Source organism: Agrococcus carbonis (assembly GCF_900104705.1).
GTDB lineage: Bacteria > Actinomycetota > Actinomycetes > Actinomycetales > Microbacteriaceae > Agrococcus > Agrococcus carbonis.
The window spans coordinates 97018-111787 of the sequence record NZ_LT629734.1; the positions used below are offsets into that span (position 1 = coordinate 97018).

Genomic DNA, 14770 nt, shown 5'->3' on the forward strand with positions numbered 1-14770 from the left:
GCGCGCGCGACACACATGGATCTCATCGTCGAGGTTCCGTGCGGTGTCGCCGAGCGCCGCCGAGCCTCCAGCATCCCCGGAGCGCCCATGCCTGCCACTGCCACTGCCGTCTCGACCGTCTCTGCCGCCGTCGCCGCCGAGCTCGAGCAGCACGCCGACGACGTCTTCGCCCTCATGGGCAACGGCAACGCCTGGTTCCTCGACGCCGTGGTGCGGCGCGGCGCCATGCGCCTGACGGCCGTGCGCCACGAGGCCGCGACCGTCGCGGCCGCCGACGCCTACCACCGCGCGAGCGGCCGGCTCGCGATCGCGACGACCACGTACGGCCCGGGCTTCACGAACGCGATCACTCCGCTCGCCGAGGCCGCGCAGGCCCGCGTGCCGCTCGTCATGGTCGTCGGCGACCAGCCGACCGGCGGGCCGCGCCCGTGGGACGTCGACCAGGCGGCGCTTGCCTCGGCCGTCGGCGCACCGACCGTCGTCGTCGGCGCGGGCAACGCGCGCGCGGCGACGCGGCTGGCGGTCGAGACCGCGCTCGCCGAGCGGCGGCCCGTCGTGCTCGCGATCCCGTACGACCTCGGGCACGTCGAGCTCGCCGGCGACGAGAAGCCGCCGAGCGCGGCGGGCACCGTCGAGGAGCCGTTCGTCTCGATCGACGCCGAGCAGCTCGCGGGCGTGGCCGAGCTGCTCGACGGTGCGCGCCGCCCGCTGCTCATCGCCGGCCGCGGCGCCCACCTCGCGGGCGCGGCGACGGCGCTGCGGGCCCTCGCCGCCCGGCTCGGCGCGCGCACCGCCTCGAGCGCCCTCGGCAGCGGCGTCTTCGCGCCCGACCACCGGCACCTCGGCATCACCGGCGGCTTCGCATCGGAGCGGGCCGCGGCGGCCATCGAGCAGGCCGACGTCGTGCTCGTCGTCGGCGCGGGGCTCAACCAGTTCCAGACGCGCTTCGGCGACGCGTTCGGCGCCGACGCGCGCGTGCTGCAGGTCGACCTCGCCGCGACCGCGACCAACCCGCGCGTCGACGAGCTGGTGCGCGGCGACGCGCGGCTCGTGGCCGAGGCGCTGCTCGCGCTGCTGGGGGCGGATGCCGCAGGCGGCCAGGCGGATGGCGGCGCCCCCGCGAGCGGCGACGTGGATAGCAGCGGCTACGCGAGCGGCGACGCGGGCTGGGAGGCCGCCGGCTTCGGGGACGTCACGGGCGTGCACTTCGACCGCGAGCCGGGCGACGCCGCGGCGCCCGACGGCCGGCTCGACCCGCGGAGCCTCTTCCACGCGCTCGAGCGCATCCTGCCCGAGGATCGCGTGATCGTACAGGACGGCGGGCACTTCATCGGCTGGGCGCCGACGCACCTCTCGGTCGCCGATCCGGAGCGGCTGCTCATGGTGGGCACCGCGTTCCAGACGATCGGGCTCGGCCTGCCGAGCGCGGTCGGCGCGGGCGTCGCGCGGCCCGAGTCGACCGTCGTGCTCGTGTCGGGCGACGGCGGCGCGCTCATGGGGCTCGCCGACCTCGACAGCGTCGTGCGGACGGTGCGGCGCGGCGTCGTCGTGATCGTGAACGACGCGGCCTACGGTGCCGAGGTGCACCAGTACGCGGTGCGCGGCGTCGCGGAGGAGCCGATGCTCATCGAGCAGGTCGACTTCGCCGCGCTCGGCCGCGGGCTCGGGGCCGAGGCGGCGGTCATCGCCTCGCTCGACGACCTCGCCGAGCTCGAGCGCTGGCTCGCCTCGGGCGCCGAGGGCGTGTTCGTCGCCGACTGCCGCGTGAGCCAGCAGGTCGTCGCGCCGTACATCGTGGAGATCCGCGAGGCCGCGATGCGCGCCGCCGAGCGCTGACGCGCAGGCGCGGACGCCGGCAGTGTGTCGGCAGATCGCAGCGCGGCGCGTCGGTTCCTGCATGTTGCTGACACTCTCCATGACCCACCTCGCCGGGCGGCGTGCGGGGAGGGCGGCGCGGTGGAGAGCAGGCACGACGCGGTGCGGCGGTATGGCAGGTTCCGGGCCATGGATGCGGTGCCGAGCGGGCTGCGGAGGGCGGGGTTCACCGTCACCCAGGCGCGCGCCGAGGGGGTGTCGGCCGGCAGGCTCCGCGGCCCCTCGTTCGCAAGGACCTTCCACGGCGCGCGTGCCATGGAGCCGCCGGGGTCCTCGCTCGCGCAAGCAGAGGCATACGCGCCGCTGCTGCGACCGTGGCAGGCGCTCGCGGGCGTGTCCGCGCTCGCCGTGCTAGGGCTGCCGGTCCCGTGGAGGCTCGCCCGGTCCTCGACGGTCGCGATCGTCTCGGCGATCGGCCGCGGGCACCCGGTGCGCGAAGGCGTGCGTGCGACGCGCATCGCGGCCGGTCGACTCGAGACGTGGGAAGTCGGCGGATCGCGCGTGCTCGCTCCCGCTGCCCTCTGGGCGCAGCTCGCCGCGACGTGCACCGAGCACGAGCTCGTCATGGTCGGCGACGCGATCGTGGCTCGTGCCGAGAACTATCCGAGCCGCAGGTTGCCCGGACCGCTGGCGACGCTCGTGGAGCTCGGCGACGTCGCGCGGCGCTGGGCGCGCTGCGCCGGAGCGGGAGCGCTGCGCGCGGCGCTGCCCCGCATCCGGCTGGGTGTCGAGTCGCCCAGGGAGACCGACATGCGGCTGAGCATCGTCGACGCCGGGATGCCGGAGCCGAGGTGCAGGCGCGCATCCACGACCCTGTCACCGGCCGCTTCCTCGGGCGGTGCGACCTGCTGCACCGCGACGCACGCGTGGTCGAGGAGTAGAAGGCTCCGGTCACCGCGAAGCCGGCCGGTGGGACCGCGATATCGAGAAGTACCGCGACTTCACCCGGATCGGGCTCCACGTCGTGCGCGCGACGCACCGCGACCTCTGGCCCAGCCCCGACCGATGGCTCGCCGACCTCGCCGCGGTGCTGCGAACCAGGACCGCCTGAACAGAGTGCCGGGACGATGCGGTCTGCGCCGCCGGTTGCTGCGTTCTTCCGACACTCTGCGGAAGGGAGGAGCCGGCGGCGCTCAGCCCGTGGGCTCGTCGCCGAGCTCGAGCAGCCGGCGGAAGAGGGCGACGACCTCCTCTGGCAGCAGCGGCTCGGCGACCGTGACGTCGCACTTCGTCTCGATCGTCACGCGCCACAGCGGCGCGTCGGGCAGCGTCTGCTCCTCGAGCTCCGCGAGCCGGCCGGAGGCGACGAGCGTGTCGAGCTGTTCGCGATCGCCCGACGGGATCGCCTCGAGCTCGAGCACCGCCGCGCGCGTGCGCCCGAGCGTGCCGCCCGTCCGCGCGACCCGCACGGCCTCGTCCGCCGTCGCATCCGCACCCGCCCCTGGCGCCTCGGCAACGCCCACCGCAGCCCACGCCGCGCGCACCGCTCGCGTCTCGGCGGCGTCGTCGCCGAAGCGGGCGACGGATGCGGCGACGGTCGCGGCCGCGAACGCCGCGAAGTCGGCGGTGGGGGAGAGGCCTCCCGTGAGCGCGTCGATCCAGATGCGGCCGGGCGCCTCCCACGCATGCCCGCCGATCGTCGTGGCGACGAGGTGGAAGGCCTTGTTGGGGATGCCGGAGTTGATGTGCACGCCGCCGAGGTCGTCGCTCGTGACGACGAAGTCGCGCATGTGCGCCGGCTGGGGGTCCTTGCCGAGCGCGGGGTCGTCGTAGGCGGTGCCGGGCGCCGCCATCGAGCGCAGCGCCACGCCGCGCACGGCGTCGGTGAAGACGCCCGCGCCGATGAGCCAGTCGGCCTCGTCGGCGGTCTGCCCGAGCGCGTGCTGCTTCACGAGGGCGCCGAGCACGTCGGCGATCGACTCGTTGAGGGCGCCCGGCTGATCGCGGTAGACGAGGTCGGCGGTCGACGCGATGACGCCGTGGCCGAGCTCGTGCCCGATGACGTCGATCGCGCTCGTGAAGCCCGCGAAGACCTCGCCGTCGCCGTCGCCGAAGACCATGCGCGTGCCGTCCCAGAACGCGTTCGCGTAGCGGTCGCCGTAGTGCACGGTCGCGAGCAGCGGCATGCCGGCGCCGTCGAGCGAGTCGCGGCCGAAGGCGTCGTGGAGCATGCGCCACGCCGCGCCGAGCCCGTCGAACGCCTGGTCGGCGGCGATGTCGCCCGTCGGGGGCTCGCCCTCGGCGCGCACCTGCGTGCCCGGGAGCGTCGTGCCCCGGTGCGCGTCGCTGATCACGCGCTGCGGCGCGCGTTCGCCGGGCACGCGCTCGGGCAGCGCCGACCGCACGCGAGGCGCCGGCGGCGGGCTCGCGAGCCGCTCGGCGCGGATCCCGCGGTCGAGCCCGAGCGTGCGCTCGGCCACGAGGGACGCGGTCGGTGCGCCGGAGGCCGCGAGCTGCTCGAGCAGGTACGGCGGCACGATGCCGTGGCGGACGGGTGCGGTGCGCGGCTCGCTCATCGTCGGCTCGCTCCTTCGTGCGGGCGCCCCGGGGCGCGGTGGCGGTCGAGGGCCTGCGACAGGCGCGGCGCGACGACGCCCGCCCAGAGCCGGTAGCCCTCGGCGGAGGGGTGGAAGCCGTCGGCGGCGTGCTGCTGCGGCTCGACGATCGCGGGCGTGGGCAGGTGGATGACGCCCGGCTGCTCGGCCGCGATGCGCTGCTGCACGTCGTCGAGCGTGCGGGCGTGGCCGCCCATGAGCGAGCGGATGGGCTGCGGCAGCCAGGCGAACGTGTCGATCTGGGGCGTGCCGGTCACGCCGATGACGCCGCCGGGCGCGAGCCGCGCACGGAGCCCGGCGACGAGGGCGCGCACCGCGCGCGCGAACGGGCGCCTGCCGACGAGCTGCAGCGCGTCGTTCGCGCCCACGAGCAGCAGGATCGCGTCCCACGGCCCCTCGTCGACCTCGGGCAGGAACCGCTCGAGCACCTGCGCCGCGGTCGAGCCCTCGAGGCCGATGATCCGCCACGCGACCGGGCGGCGCTGCAGCACCGCGAGCCGCTGCGCGGTCTGCACCACGAGACCGTCGTCGAGGCGGTCGGCGCCGACCCCCGTCGCCGTCGAGTCGCCGATCGCGAGGAGCCGCAGCGGCTCTGCTCCGTCGGCGGTCCCCGCGCCCGCGCCCTCGGGGGCGGCGATCACGCCGTGCCGCTGACCCTTCGGCTCCGGGAGCCACACGAGCCCGGCCTGCAGCTGCTTCGCCTGCCGCAGCAGCACGGGCGCGAGCGCGATCGCGGCGGGCTTCGCGAGGCGATGGACCGTGCGCTCCGCCGTCGTCGCCGCGCGCGCGGCGAGGGCGCCGAGGCGCCCGCCCAGCACCGACGCCGACCCCGACGCCGACCCTGACACCGGCCCGCTCATCGGCCCAGCCGCATCCGTGCCGTGACCCGGTCGCCGACGCCCACGCCCTCGGCCCGCTGCACGGCGACCTTGATGGGCAGCAGGTAGGCGCCGTCGCGCGGGAAGAGCGACGTCGTGAAGGTCGTGCCGCCGATCGTCGCCTCGGCGGGGATCGCACCCCACCCGTAGGTGAGCTCGGGCGCGAGCTCGGCGATCATCGCCGACCCGTCGGGCGGCACGGGGAGGAAGACGAAGGGCGCAGGCCCCCGCCACTCGATGGCGACCGCGGTGTACTCGAGCTCCACGCGGCGAGGGTAGCGGCCCCCGCCGACAGCCTGCCGGGCGCGCCGCCGCCGGCGCGCTCGCCTCCGGCTCGCGGAGGTAAGGGCCGTGCCCTCGGTAGCCTGGTACCCATGTCGAAGAACGCAGCCGTCAGCATCGCCGCCGTCGTCGGAGCGATCGTCCTGATCGTCGCCGTCGCCCTGCTCGTGGTGCGCCCGTGGGAGAGCCAGCAGCACCAGGCCGCCAGCGGCGCGCCGGTCGAGCTCGTCGCCGAGAGCACGCACGTGCTCGACGACGCGGGGGAGCGCGCGCCCGTCGTGGTGGAGTTCTTCGACTACGAGTGCCCGGCGTGCGGGCAGTTCCACCCGATCGTCGAGGATCTGCGCGAGCGCTACGAGGGCCAGGTGACCTTCGCCGTGCGCTACTTCCCGCTGCAGGGCCACCCGAACGCCGTGCCCGCCGCAGCGGCAGCCGAGGCCGCCGCGCAGCAGGGCGAGTTCGAGGCGATGCACGCGCGCCTGTTCGAGACGCAGGCCGAGTGGGCCGGCACCGAGGACGCGGCGGCGACGTTCCGCGGCTACGCCGAGGAGCTCGGGCTCGACATGGCGGCGTACGACGAGGCGGTCGGCGCGCAGGAGACCGCCGAGCGCATCGCGTTCGACTACCAGGCCGGGGTCGACGCGGGCGTGCAGTCGACGCCGACGTTCTTCGTCGACGGCGAGCAGCTCGAGCTGCGCGACTACGCCGACGTCGAGACGGCGATCGAGGCGGCGCTCGCCGAGTAGCCGCTAGCGGCGCTCGTCGCGCACCGCCTGCAGGTCGATGCGGGACGTGCCGATCTCGTCGCCGGCCTTCCAGTCGGCCCAGCCGGGCTCGTCGGCCATGAACGCCTCGATCTCCTCGCGCGTCGCCTCGAGGTCGGGGTCGTGCCGCAGGTAGTGCCGCGTCTCGCGGGCCACGAGGCCCGACAGGATGATGAGGCCGATGAGGTTGGGCAGCGCCATGAGGCCGTTCGCGATGTCGGAGAACTTCCACACGAGGTCGAGCTCGGTCGTGCAGCCGATGAAGACGACGAGCGCGAACAGCACGCGGAAGGGCATGACCAGCCGCCGGCCGAAGAGCCGCTCGACGTTGCGCTCGCCGTAGTACGACCAGCCGAGGATCGTCGAGTAGGCGAACATCACGAGGCCGATCGTCACGATCCAGTGGCCCCACTCGCCCGGCAGCCCGTTCGTGAAGGCCTCGCCGGTCATGAGCGCAGCGCTGATCTGCTCGCCCGTCGCCGCGTCCACGTCGTCCCACACGCCGGTCACGATGATCGTCAGGCCCGTGATCGAGACGACGATGAGCGTGTCGATGAAGGTCTGGGTCATCGACACGAGGCCCTGGCGCACGGGGTGCGTCGTGCGCGCGGCGGCGGCGGCGATCGCTGCGGAGCCGAGGCCCGACTCGTTCGAGAAGAGCCCGCGCGCGACGCCCATCTGCACCGCGATGATCAGCACCGAACCCGCGAAGCCGCCGGCGGCGGCGGTGCCCGTGAACGCATCCGTGAAGATCTGCGCGAGGGCGGCGGGCAGCGCGCCGAGGTTCGCGAGCAGGATGTAGAGCCCGCCGAGCACGTAGAAGACGATCATGATCGGCACGAACCCCGCCGTCACGCGCCCGATCGACTTGATGCCGCCGACGAGCACCACGAGCGTCATGACGGTCAGGACGGCGCCCGTGACCCAGGTCGGGATGCTCCACGTGTGCTCGACGTTGGAGGCGATCGAGTTGCCCTGGGTCATGTTGCCGATGCCGAAGCACGCGACGACCGCGAAGATGGCGAACGCGAGCGCGAGCACCTTGCCGAGCGGCCCGCGGATGCCCTTCTGCAGGTAGAACTGCGGCCCGCCCGACTTCTCGCCGGCGTCGTCGGTCGTGCGGAAGCGCACCGCGAGGTAGGCCTCCGAGTACTTGAGCGCCATGCCCACGAGGCCGGTGACCCACATCCAGAAGAGCGCCCCGGGCCCGCCGATGCCGATCGCGGTCGCGACGCCGACGATGTTGCCCGTGCCGACGGTCGCCGCGAGCGCGGTCGTGAGCGCCTGGAACTGCGAGATGTCGCCCTCTGCGCCGTCGTCCTTGCGCTTCAAGAGGCCGAGGCGCAGCCCCGCGCCGAGCTTCCGGAACTGCAGGCCGCCGAGGCGCACGGTGAGGTAGATGCCCGTGCCGACGAGCAGGGGGATGAGCAGGAACGGCCCCCAGATCACGCCGCTCACGGCATCGAGCGCATCCAGCAGCGGCGTCAGGTCCATCGTCTCTCCGGTTCCGTACAGCGTCGTTCGGGCTGTCCCCGCGCCGGCGGGCACGATGTCAGACAGTACCGGTTCGCCCGGGCTCGTTGCGCCCGGCTGGGCCGTCGCGCAGGATGGCGGCATGTCGCGGCGGAGGAGCAGCGGCGCGGCCCTGCTGGCCGGCGCCGCGCTCGTCGGCGCGGCGCTTCTCGGCGGCTGCGCCATCCCGGCACCCGGTGCCGCCACCCCCACGCCGGCGACCGCCGCGCCCCTGAGCGCGGCGCCGAGCGCGACCGCGGGTCCGTCCCCGAGCGCGCCCGCCGCATCCGCCGTGCTGCTCGAGATCGTGCAGCTGCGCGGCGACGTCGCCTCCGGGCACATCGAGCTGAGAGTCACGAACGAGACGGATGCGCCGCTGACGGTCGTGCGGGCGACCTACACCTCGAGCCGGTGGTCGTCGCCGATGGTGCGCGACGACGACGCCGAGATCCCCGCCGGCGCCCGGCGGAACCTGCGGCTCGCGCTGCCCGAGCCGACGTGCGACCGGGCGCCGCTCGAGCACCTCGCGACGCTCGAGCTCGCCGACGGCACCGTGATCGAGGGCGCGCCCGAGGATCCGCTCGGGCAGCTCGACTCGCTCGGCGCCGACGCGTGCGAGCTGCACGACTTCGAGACGGCGGTCGCCGAGGTCGCGTGGCTCCCGCCGGAGATCCCGCTGGACGGCTCGGGGCCCGCGGTGCTGCGGCTGCGGTTCACGCCGCTCGCCGAGCCGTCGCCGCAGCGGGGCACGGTCGAGGCGATCCTCGCGACGCCGCTGCTCGCGCCCGTCGACGGCTCGGGCGCGCGCGCCGACCCGCTGCCGATCGGCGTCGAGCTGCGGCGCGGCGACCGCCCGACGGTCGTCGAGGTGCCGCTCGAGCCGGGCCGCTGCGACCTCCACGCGATCGCCGAGGACAAGCAGGGCACGATCTTCCGCGTGCTCGGCACGATGGGCGGCGAGCCGATCGAGCTCGTGCTCGTCTCGCCGGTCGAGCAGCGCGACGCGCTCCTCGACTGGGCCGTCGAGCGCTGCCGGGCGCTGGGGTGACGCGGCCGCCCGGTCCGCTTGCCCGAGCCGCCGCCCGTGCCGTCGCGCCGCACCGCAGCCCGTGCCGTGCCGCGCCGTGCCAGGATCGACCGGTGACCGACGCCACCGAGCCGCAGCCCGCATCCGCCCCCGACCTCGAGGCGGCCGCCGCCATGTGGCGCGACTACGCCGCCGCCCACCCCGCAGCCGTCGCGGCGGGCCCCGAGCACACCGTCGAGCACTTCGGCGACTCGGCGCGGCTCGCCGACGCCCTGCTCGACGAGGTGCTCTCGGGCCGCAAGCGCGCGACCTCCGAGCTCGCCGCGCAGTTCCTCGCCGACGGCGAGCCGCTGCCGCGCGTCGGCTCGCACTGGATCGCGTGCGACGGCCGCGGCGTGCCGCGCATCATCATCCGCAGCACCGAGCTGCGGCTCGGCGACTTCGCGAGCGCGACCGCCGACTTCGCCTACGACGAGGGCGAGGACGACCGCTCGCTCGAGTCATGGCGGCGCGAGCACCGCCGCTACTGGGAGCGCACCGCCGCCGCGCGCGGCGCGACGTGGTCGGAGGACGAGGAGATCGTCTTCGAGCGCTTCGCGGTCGTCTGGCCGCCCGAGCACGCGGACGGCCCGGCGAGCTAGCCTGCGGCCGGCGCGGGCCGCACCGTGAGCGTCTGCGACGAGAAGCCCACGTGGCCGCGCTCGTCGTGCAGCGCCGTGTGCGTGATGCCCTGCCCGCTCGGGCCGAACGACACCGTCGTGTCGAAGCCGACCCACGCGCCCTCGGGCTCGCGGTGCAGGTGCACGGTGAGGTCGAGGTTGGGGAACCCCCACGCATCCGGCGCCTCGCGCACCGCGATCCCGTTCGCGGCGTCGATGAGCCCGATCCAGCGAGCGACGGGTGCGACCGCTTCGCCCTCGACGAGCGGATGCGCGGTGCGCTGCCACGCGCGGCCCCGGCCGGGCGCGCGGTCGCCGTCGTCGCGCAGCTCGATCGAGCGCACGTAGCCGCCGCCCCACTCGCCCGCGAACTCCGCGGGGCGCATGGCGCTCGGCGAGGGGAGCGGGGCGGCGGCCCCGCCCTCGACGGCAGCGGTGTCGAGCGCGACGCTGTGCCACGCGCGGGCGACAGCGACGTCGCGGCCGGCGATGGATGCGACGGCCTCGGTGAGCTCGATCGTGCGTCCCGGGCGCCGCGTCTCGACCCGCACCGCCGTCTCGTCGAGGGCGAGGAAGCCGAGGATGTCGAACGTCATGCGCGCGAGCAGCAGGGGAGCGGCCTCGCTCGCGTGGCGTGCGCCGCGGTGCCGCTCGATCGCGTGCGTGAGCAGGCCGCCGAGGGGTGCGAAGTGCATCTCGCCCGGCTGCCACGCGCCGCTCGCCCGCTCGGTGGGGCGGTAGCGGCCGTCGCCCAGGGCGACGAAGTAGGGCTCGTGGGTGGCATCGGCAGGCATGCCTCCGATCCTGCCAGGCTGCCGCGACTCCTCGGCTACGCGCCCTGGGGCGGGTGCAGCAGCAGATCGGCGAGGTCGTCGAGGTAGCGCGCGAGCGGCACGGGCGCGTCGCTGCCCCAGCGCACCCACACCTCGCCGTCCCGCACGACGAGCGGGCCGGGGCCGCCGATGAGGGTCGCGTCGAGCGCGATGGGCGCCACCGAGTGGTTCACGGTCTCGCCCATCGGGAACCCGCCCTGGATCGCGGCGGCGCGGTAGGCGCGGCGGGTCTCGACGGATGCGCTGTGGTGCTGCGGCCGCCCGGGCTCGGCGACGCGCGTCGAGATCCCCGTCGCCCACACCGAGCCGTCGGCCTGCAGCAGCAGCGCGCCGAGCCGCCATGCGCGGCCGAGCGGGCGCATCGTGGGTCGGCGGGGGATGACGCCGAGCGCCGGCTTCGGCTCCTCGTAGCGCGCGAGCGCCTCGTCGCGCGCGCCTGCCGCGGCGAGCCGCGCGGCCATGGCGGTCAGCAGCGCGCGCGCCCGCTCGACGGCCGCGGCGTCCTCGGCGGAGACGGCGCCTGCGCCGTCCGCGGCCTCGGCGCCGTCGCCGCGCGTCATCGCTCCTCCTGCCGGGGCGCTCAGAGCTGCACGAGGCCGCTGTCGCCCGGCTCGGCCGGCTCGTCGGAGACGAGGCCCTTCACGAGCTGGACGGCGGTCGCGATCGCGCCGGGGGAGTCCCAGTACTCGGCGGAGTCGGCGGTCACCTCGATGAGCCCCGTGTCCGGGTCGTCGGGGCCGCCCTCCATGAAGGCGTCGGCCGAGGCGTCCCACAGCTCGCGCAGCTTGGCGCGGTCGTCGACGTAGCGCGCGGTGCCGGCGAGCGAGACCCAGCCCTCCTTGCCGGCGTAGTGCACGTTCACGCGCGGGTCGGCCGCGATCGCCGCGACCTTGTCGGTGTCGCGCTGCGTGAGGAACCAGACGGTCCCGGGGTGTTCGAAGTCCTGCGTGCCCATGGGGGTCGAGACGAGGCGGCCCTGGGCCGAGACGTAGGTGAGCGCGGCGATGCGGGTCGAGCGCATGATGTCGGTGACGGTCTGCAGCTGGTCGTGGGTCATGGGCGCCAGCGTGGCACCGCCGCCTGCGGGACGGCTGAGCGCTGCCTCAGCGGGGCGTGGGCACGAGTGCGACATCGTCGAGGGCGCCGTCGCGCGCGGTCGCGGTCATGACGGTGCCGACCGGCTGCCGCCGGCGGTCGGTCGGGGAGCCAGGGTTGAGGAGCCGCACGCCCTGCGGGCTCGTCGAGTCCCACGGGATGTGCGAGTGGCCGAAGACGAGCACGTCGGCGGGTTCGTCGGCATCCGGGCCGAACCTCGCGTCGCACCGCCGCTCGCGGCCCGCGGCGGCGCCGGTCTCGTGGACCACCGCGATCCGCACACCCTCGACCTCGACGCGGGCGACCTCGCCGAGCCGCGACCAGAGCTCCGGCCCGTCGTTGTTGCCCGCGACCCCCACGAGCCGCCGCGCCCGCGCCTCGAGCTCGTCGAGCAGCGCTTCCTCGATCCAATCGCCCGCGTGGACGACGACATCCGCCTCGTCGACCATCCGCCACACCTGCTCCTGCAGGCCCTTCGCCCGCGCGGGCACGTGGGTGTCGCTCAGCAGCAGCAGTCGCGCGCTCATGCAGACAGTCTGCCCGGCGCGGCTCCAGGCGCGGCGGCTAGCGTGGCGGCATGGCGAGGTTCGAGGAGCGCGTGCCCACGGTCGACGAGCTGCACGCGGTGGCGGATGCGGTGGGCTGGCTCGACCACTTCGACTGGCCCTCCGTCGGCGCGGGCCTGGAGCGCTCGCTGCACGGCGTCGTCGTCACCGACGCGGATGCGGTGGTGGGCGTCGGGCGGCTCGTCGGGGACGGCGCGCGCTACTGGTACGTGCAGGACGTGATGGTGCACCCCGACGCCGCCGAGCAGGGCATCGCGACGGCGATCGTCGAGCGGCTGCTCGACCACGTGCGCACGCAGGCGCCAGCGGCCGCGGTCGTCGGGCTCTTCTCGAGCCCCGAGGCCGTCTCGGTCTACGAGGAGCTCGGGTTCCGCGCCGCGACCGCCGACCCGCTCGGCATGACGCTCGACGTCGACGCGGGGGAGGGGCGCGTCACCGAGTGAGGTCGCGCGTCAGCCGGTGACCTCGAGGCTGCCGCTCATCGATCCCTGGTGCGGGTCGCACACGAACGCGTAGGTGCCCGGCTCGAGCGTGATCTCGATCGTCGACTCGTCGCTGCCCGCGACGTCGGTCGCGACGTCGACGTCGCCGGGGCCCGTGAGGTGGAAGTTGTGCATCCGCGAGCGGTCGCGGAACGTGAGCTCGTAGTCGCCGGCCGGCAGCGTCGTGACGGCGCGGCCGTCGTCGTCGAGCAGCGCGATCTCGTACGCCTCGGGATCCTGCTCGGTGCCGACCATCGCGACGAGCTCGGTCACGTCATCATCGCCGTCGTCGTCGCCGTCGTCGTCGCTCGCGCCCGGGCTCGCCGGGCCTGCGGTCGCCGCGGATGGGGTCGCCGGCACGGCGTCGTCGTCGGTGTCCTGCGCGACTCCGGCGCAACCGGTGAGGGCGAGCGCCGCGGCGATGAGCAGCGCGGCGGCGGTCGTGCGGGTGCGGATCATGGCGGGCTCCTCGGGTCGCGGCCAGGCTAGCCGCGCCGTGGCCAGCCCGGAAGCCCGCGGCTCGGGCGGGCTCGTCTCAGGCCGGCTCGTCCCGGGCCGGCGCCGGGCTCAGGGCTGCTGCGTCTCGGCGGGCGGCTGCGGCAGCGATGCGCCGCTCGGCACGGGCTCCGGCGTGGGCTCGGAGTCCGGCTGCGGGGCGGGCTCGCTCGGCACGGGTGCCGGTGCCGGCACCGGTGCCGAGGGTTCCGGCTCGGGCGCGGCGGGCGCCGGCTCCTCCGACGGCTCGGGCGTGGGCGTCGGCGTCGGTGTCGGCTCGGGGGGCGGTGTCGGCGAGGGGGACGTGTCGGTCGAGCCGGCGAGCTGGCCCGTCTGCGCAGGCTCGCCCGCCCGCGTGGGTGCCGGCGCCTCGGGAGCGGTTGTGTCCGAGGGCCCCGCGATCGAGGGGACGCCGGGCGCCGGATCGGCCGCCGTCGGCTGCGGGAGCATCGAGGGCACCGCGACCGCGGCGGCGGTCGCGGCGGCAATCGCGACGCCCGCGGCGACGAGAGCGGCGCGGCGGCGGCCCCGGCCGCGCGCATGGGGCTCCGCGGCCGGATCGCCCGGCGCCGTCCCGAGGGAAGCCGTGCCGATGGGTGCCGTGGCCGGCGCGTCGTCGACGGCGGCGACAGCGCTGGCTGCGCCCAGCGCGCCCGTCGGGGCGAGCGATCCGGTCGGCGTGAGCGCCTCGGTCGGCGTGAGCGCCTCGGTCGGAGTGAGGGCCTCGGTCGGCGTGGCGGCGCCGGTCGCCGCGAGCGATCCGGTCGGAGCGAGCGCCGCGCCCGCGGCAGCGGCGCCCGCCGCCGCGACCGCCGCGGTCGCATCGTCCGCCGCTGCGCCCGCGGGACCCGCCGCATCCGTCGCGAACGGCTCGGCGAGCCGCTCGCGCACCTCGGCTGCCGTGGGACGCGACGCGGGGTCGCGGGCCGTCATCGCCGTGAGGAGCGACTTCCAGTCGTAGCCCACCCAGCCCGGAATGTTCGGGTCGCGCGCGAGCCGGGCGCTCAGCGACTCGGCGAGCGTGCCCGGGTACTCGCGCTCGCCGGTGAGCGACTCGAGCAGCACGAGCCCGAGCGAGTAGATGTCGGAGGAGGGCTCGACCCGAGAGCCGGTCGCCTGCTCGGGGCTCAGGTAGGCGGCGGTGCCGACGACCGCGCCCGTCGCCGTCAGGCGGGTCGCGCCGACCGCCGCGGCGATGCCGAAGTCGGCGAGCTTCGCGTCGAACTCGTGGTCGGCGATCGCGGGTCGCGCGAGCAGGATGTTCGCGGGCTTCACGTCGCGGTGCACCGCGCCATCCGTGTGCACGAGCGCGAGCGCGTCCGCGAGGTCGCGGCCCATGCGCTGCACGTCGGAGGGATGGATGTTGCCCTGCGCGAGGCGGGCGGCGAGCGTGGGCCCCTCGACGAGCTCCATCACGAGGTAGGTGAGGGCAGCGCCGCCGATCGTCGTGGCTCCCGCGTCGTAGAGCGTCACGAGCGAGCGGTGGCTCAGGCGCGCGAGGAGGTCGAGCTCGGCCTGCTCGCGGCGCAGCTCGATGTCGTCGGCGTCGTCGCGCAGCAGCACCTTGACCGCGACGTCGCGCCCGAGCGCCTCGTCGGTCGCTCGGTGCACCGATCCGCTGCCGCCCGCTCCGAGCACCTCGCCGATCCGATAGCGATCGGCGAGCAGGCTCCCCGGCTCGAGCATCTCGACTGCGCGCAGGACGTCCCCCAATGGTCGCGGCAAGCGTAACCCTGTGATCCTGCGA

Annotated in this window: 15 protein-coding genes; 5 read left to right on the plus strand and 10 right to left on the minus strand. The window is 75.5% G+C overall.

Annotated features, from left to right (window positions below; genetic code table 11):
* Nucleotides 1–87 precede the first annotated feature (87 nt).
* Nucleotides 88–1836, plus strand: a complete 1749-nt coding sequence (locus tag BLT67_RS00475; protein WP_092664690.1) for a thiamine pyrophosphate-binding protein — start codon at nt 88–90, stop codon at nt 1834–1836.
* Between the two features lie 1172 nt (nt 1837–3008).
* On the opposite strand, the gene BLT67_RS00485 is transcribed toward BLT67_RS00475, so the two are convergent.
* From BLT67_RS00485 to BLT67_RS00495, 3 genes are read right to left on the minus strand one after another with little or no spacing between them, the layout of a single operon-like run.
* Nucleotides 3009–4391 (minus strand): protealysin inhibitor emfourin, encoded by a 1383-nt coding sequence (locus tag BLT67_RS00485; protein WP_092664696.1) that lies wholly within the window; start codon nt 4389–4391, stop codon nt 3009–3011.
* Nucleotides 4388–5278, minus strand: a complete 891-nt coding sequence (locus tag BLT67_RS00490) for an SGNH/GDSL hydrolase family protein (protein ID WP_157674078.1) — start codon at nt 5276–5278, stop codon at nt 4388–4390. Before BLT67_RS00490 ends, BLT67_RS00485 begins: the two co-directional genes overlap by 4 nt.
* Before the next feature lie 8 nt (nt 5279–5286).
* On the minus strand, nt 5287–5574 hold the full coding sequence (locus BLT67_RS00495; RefSeq protein ID WP_092664701.1) for a DUF1905 domain-containing protein: 288 nt from the start codon (nt 5572–5574) through the stop codon (nt 5287–5289).
* A 108-nt stretch (nt 5575–5682) separates the two neighbouring features.
* On the opposite strand from BLT67_RS00495, the gene BLT67_RS00500 reads away from it, so the two are divergent.
* Nucleotides 5683–6336 (plus strand): DsbA family protein, encoded by a 654-nt coding sequence (locus tag BLT67_RS00500; protein ID WP_092664704.1) that lies wholly within the window; start codon nt 5683–5685, stop codon nt 6334–6336.
* A gap of 3 nt (nt 6337–6339) precedes the next feature.
* Here the strand turns inward: BLT67_RS00500 and BLT67_RS00505 are convergent, their stop codons facing one another.
* Nucleotides 6340–7848 carry an alanine/glycine:cation symporter family protein gene (locus tag BLT67_RS00505; RefSeq protein WP_092664706.1) on the minus strand — a complete coding sequence of 503 codons (1509 nt, stop codon included), beginning with the start codon at nt 7846–7848 and terminating at the stop codon, nt 6340–6342.
* A gap of 121 nt (nt 7849–7969) precedes the next feature.
* Between BLT67_RS00505 and BLT67_RS00510 the strand changes: the two genes are divergently transcribed.
* A complete protein-coding gene (locus BLT67_RS00510; protein ID WP_092664709.1) occupies nt 7970–8914 on the plus strand; it encodes a hypothetical protein in 945 nt (314 codons plus the stop codon).
* A gap of 152 nt (nt 8915–9066) precedes the next feature.
* A complete protein-coding gene (locus BLT67_RS00515; protein ID WP_092667436.1) occupies nt 9067–9534 on the plus strand; it encodes an ASCH domain-containing protein in 468 nt (155 codons plus the stop codon).
* Here BLT67_RS00515 and BLT67_RS00520 read toward each other — a convergent pair.
* The 4 genes from BLT67_RS00520 to BLT67_RS00535 are packed head-to-tail and all read right to left on the minus strand — an operon-like array spanning nt 9531 to nt 12007.
* A complete protein-coding gene (locus BLT67_RS00520) occupies nt 9531–10346 on the minus strand; it encodes a thioesterase family protein (protein WP_092664712.1) in 816 nt (271 codons plus the stop codon). The two genes, BLT67_RS00515 and BLT67_RS00520, sit on opposite strands and share 4 nt — an antisense overlap.
* Nucleotides 10347–10381: 35 nt before the next feature.
* Nucleotides 10382–10945 (minus strand): hypothetical protein, encoded by a 564-nt coding sequence (locus BLT67_RS00525; RefSeq protein WP_231945521.1) that lies wholly within the window; start codon nt 10943–10945, stop codon nt 10382–10384.
* A 20-nt stretch (nt 10946–10965) separates the two neighbouring features.
* Nucleotides 10966–11442 carry a pyridoxamine 5'-phosphate oxidase family protein gene (locus tag BLT67_RS00530; protein ID WP_092664715.1) on the minus strand — a complete coding sequence of 159 codons (477 nt, stop codon included), beginning with the start codon at nt 11440–11442 and terminating at the stop codon, nt 10966–10968.
* A 46-nt stretch (nt 11443–11488) separates the two neighbouring features.
* The gene (locus BLT67_RS00535; protein ID WP_092664718.1) at nt 11489–12007 is read right to left on the minus strand and encodes a metallophosphoesterase family protein; all 519 of its coding nucleotides are present in this window, start codon (nt 12005–12007) and stop codon (nt 11489–11491) included.
* A 50-nt stretch (nt 12008–12057) separates the two neighbouring features.
* On the opposite strand from BLT67_RS00535, the gene BLT67_RS00540 reads away from it, so the two are divergent.
* On the plus strand, nt 12058–12489 hold the full coding sequence (locus BLT67_RS00540; RefSeq protein WP_092664723.1) for a GNAT family N-acetyltransferase: 432 nt from the start codon (nt 12058–12060) through the stop codon (nt 12487–12489).
* 9 nt (nt 12490–12498) lie between these two features.
* Here the strand turns inward: BLT67_RS00540 and BLT67_RS00545 are convergent, their stop codons facing one another.
* Nucleotides 12499–12987 carry a cupredoxin domain-containing protein gene (locus BLT67_RS00545; RefSeq protein WP_092664726.1) on the minus strand — a complete coding sequence of 163 codons (489 nt, stop codon included), beginning with the start codon at nt 12985–12987 and terminating at the stop codon, nt 12499–12501.
* A 108-nt stretch (nt 12988–13095) separates the two neighbouring features.
* Nucleotides 13096–14736, minus strand: coding sequence for a serine/threonine-protein kinase (locus tag BLT67_RS00550; protein ID WP_092664729.1), 1641 nt, complete (start codon nt 14734–14736; stop codon nt 13096–13098).
* Nucleotides 14737–14770 lie beyond the last annotated feature (34 nt).

Bases quoted from the DNA above. Each gene is read 5' to 3' on its own strand.
- BLT67_RS00475 (WP_092664690.1), top strand. From the start codon at position 88: ATGCCTGCCACTGCCACTGCCGTCTCGACCGTCTCTGCCGCCGTCGCC.
- BLT67_RS00485 (WP_092664696.1), bottom strand. From the start codon at position 4,391: ATGAGCGAGCCGCGCACCGCACCCGTCCGCCACGGCATCGTGCCGCCG.
- BLT67_RS00500 (WP_092664704.1), top strand. From the start codon at position 5,683: ATGTCGAAGAACGCAGCCGTCAGCATCGCCGCCGTCGTCGGAGCGATC.
- BLT67_RS00505 (WP_092664706.1), bottom strand. From the start codon at position 7,848: ATGGACCTGACGCCGCTGCTGGATGCGCTCGATGCCGTGAGCGGCGTG.
- BLT67_RS00510 (WP_092664709.1), top strand. From the start codon at position 7,970: ATGTCGCGGCGGAGGAGCAGCGGCGCGGCCCTGCTGGCCGGCGCCGCG.
- BLT67_RS00515 (WP_092667436.1), top strand. From the start codon at position 9,067: ATGTGGCGCGACTACGCCGCCGCCCACCCCGCAGCCGTCGCGGCGGGC.
- BLT67_RS00520 (WP_092664712.1), bottom strand. From the start codon at position 10,346: ATGCCTGCCGATGCCACCCACGAGCCCTACTTCGTCGCCCTGGGCGAC.
- BLT67_RS00525 (WP_231945521.1), bottom strand. From the start codon at position 10,945: ATGACGCGCGGCGACGGCGCCGAGGCCGCGGACGGCGCAGGCGCCGTC.
- BLT67_RS00530 (WP_092664715.1), bottom strand. From the start codon at position 11,442: ATGACCCACGACCAGCTGCAGACCGTCACCGACATCATGCGCTCGACC.
- BLT67_RS00535 (WP_092664718.1), bottom strand. From the start codon at position 12,007: ATGAGCGCGCGACTGCTGCTGCTGAGCGACACCCACGTGCCCGCGCGG.
- BLT67_RS00540 (WP_092664723.1), top strand. From the start codon at position 12,058: ATGGCGAGGTTCGAGGAGCGCGTGCCCACGGTCGACGAGCTGCACGCG.
- BLT67_RS00545 (WP_092664726.1), bottom strand. From the start codon at position 12,987: ATGATCCGCACCCGCACGACCGCCGCCGCGCTGCTCATCGCCGCGGCG.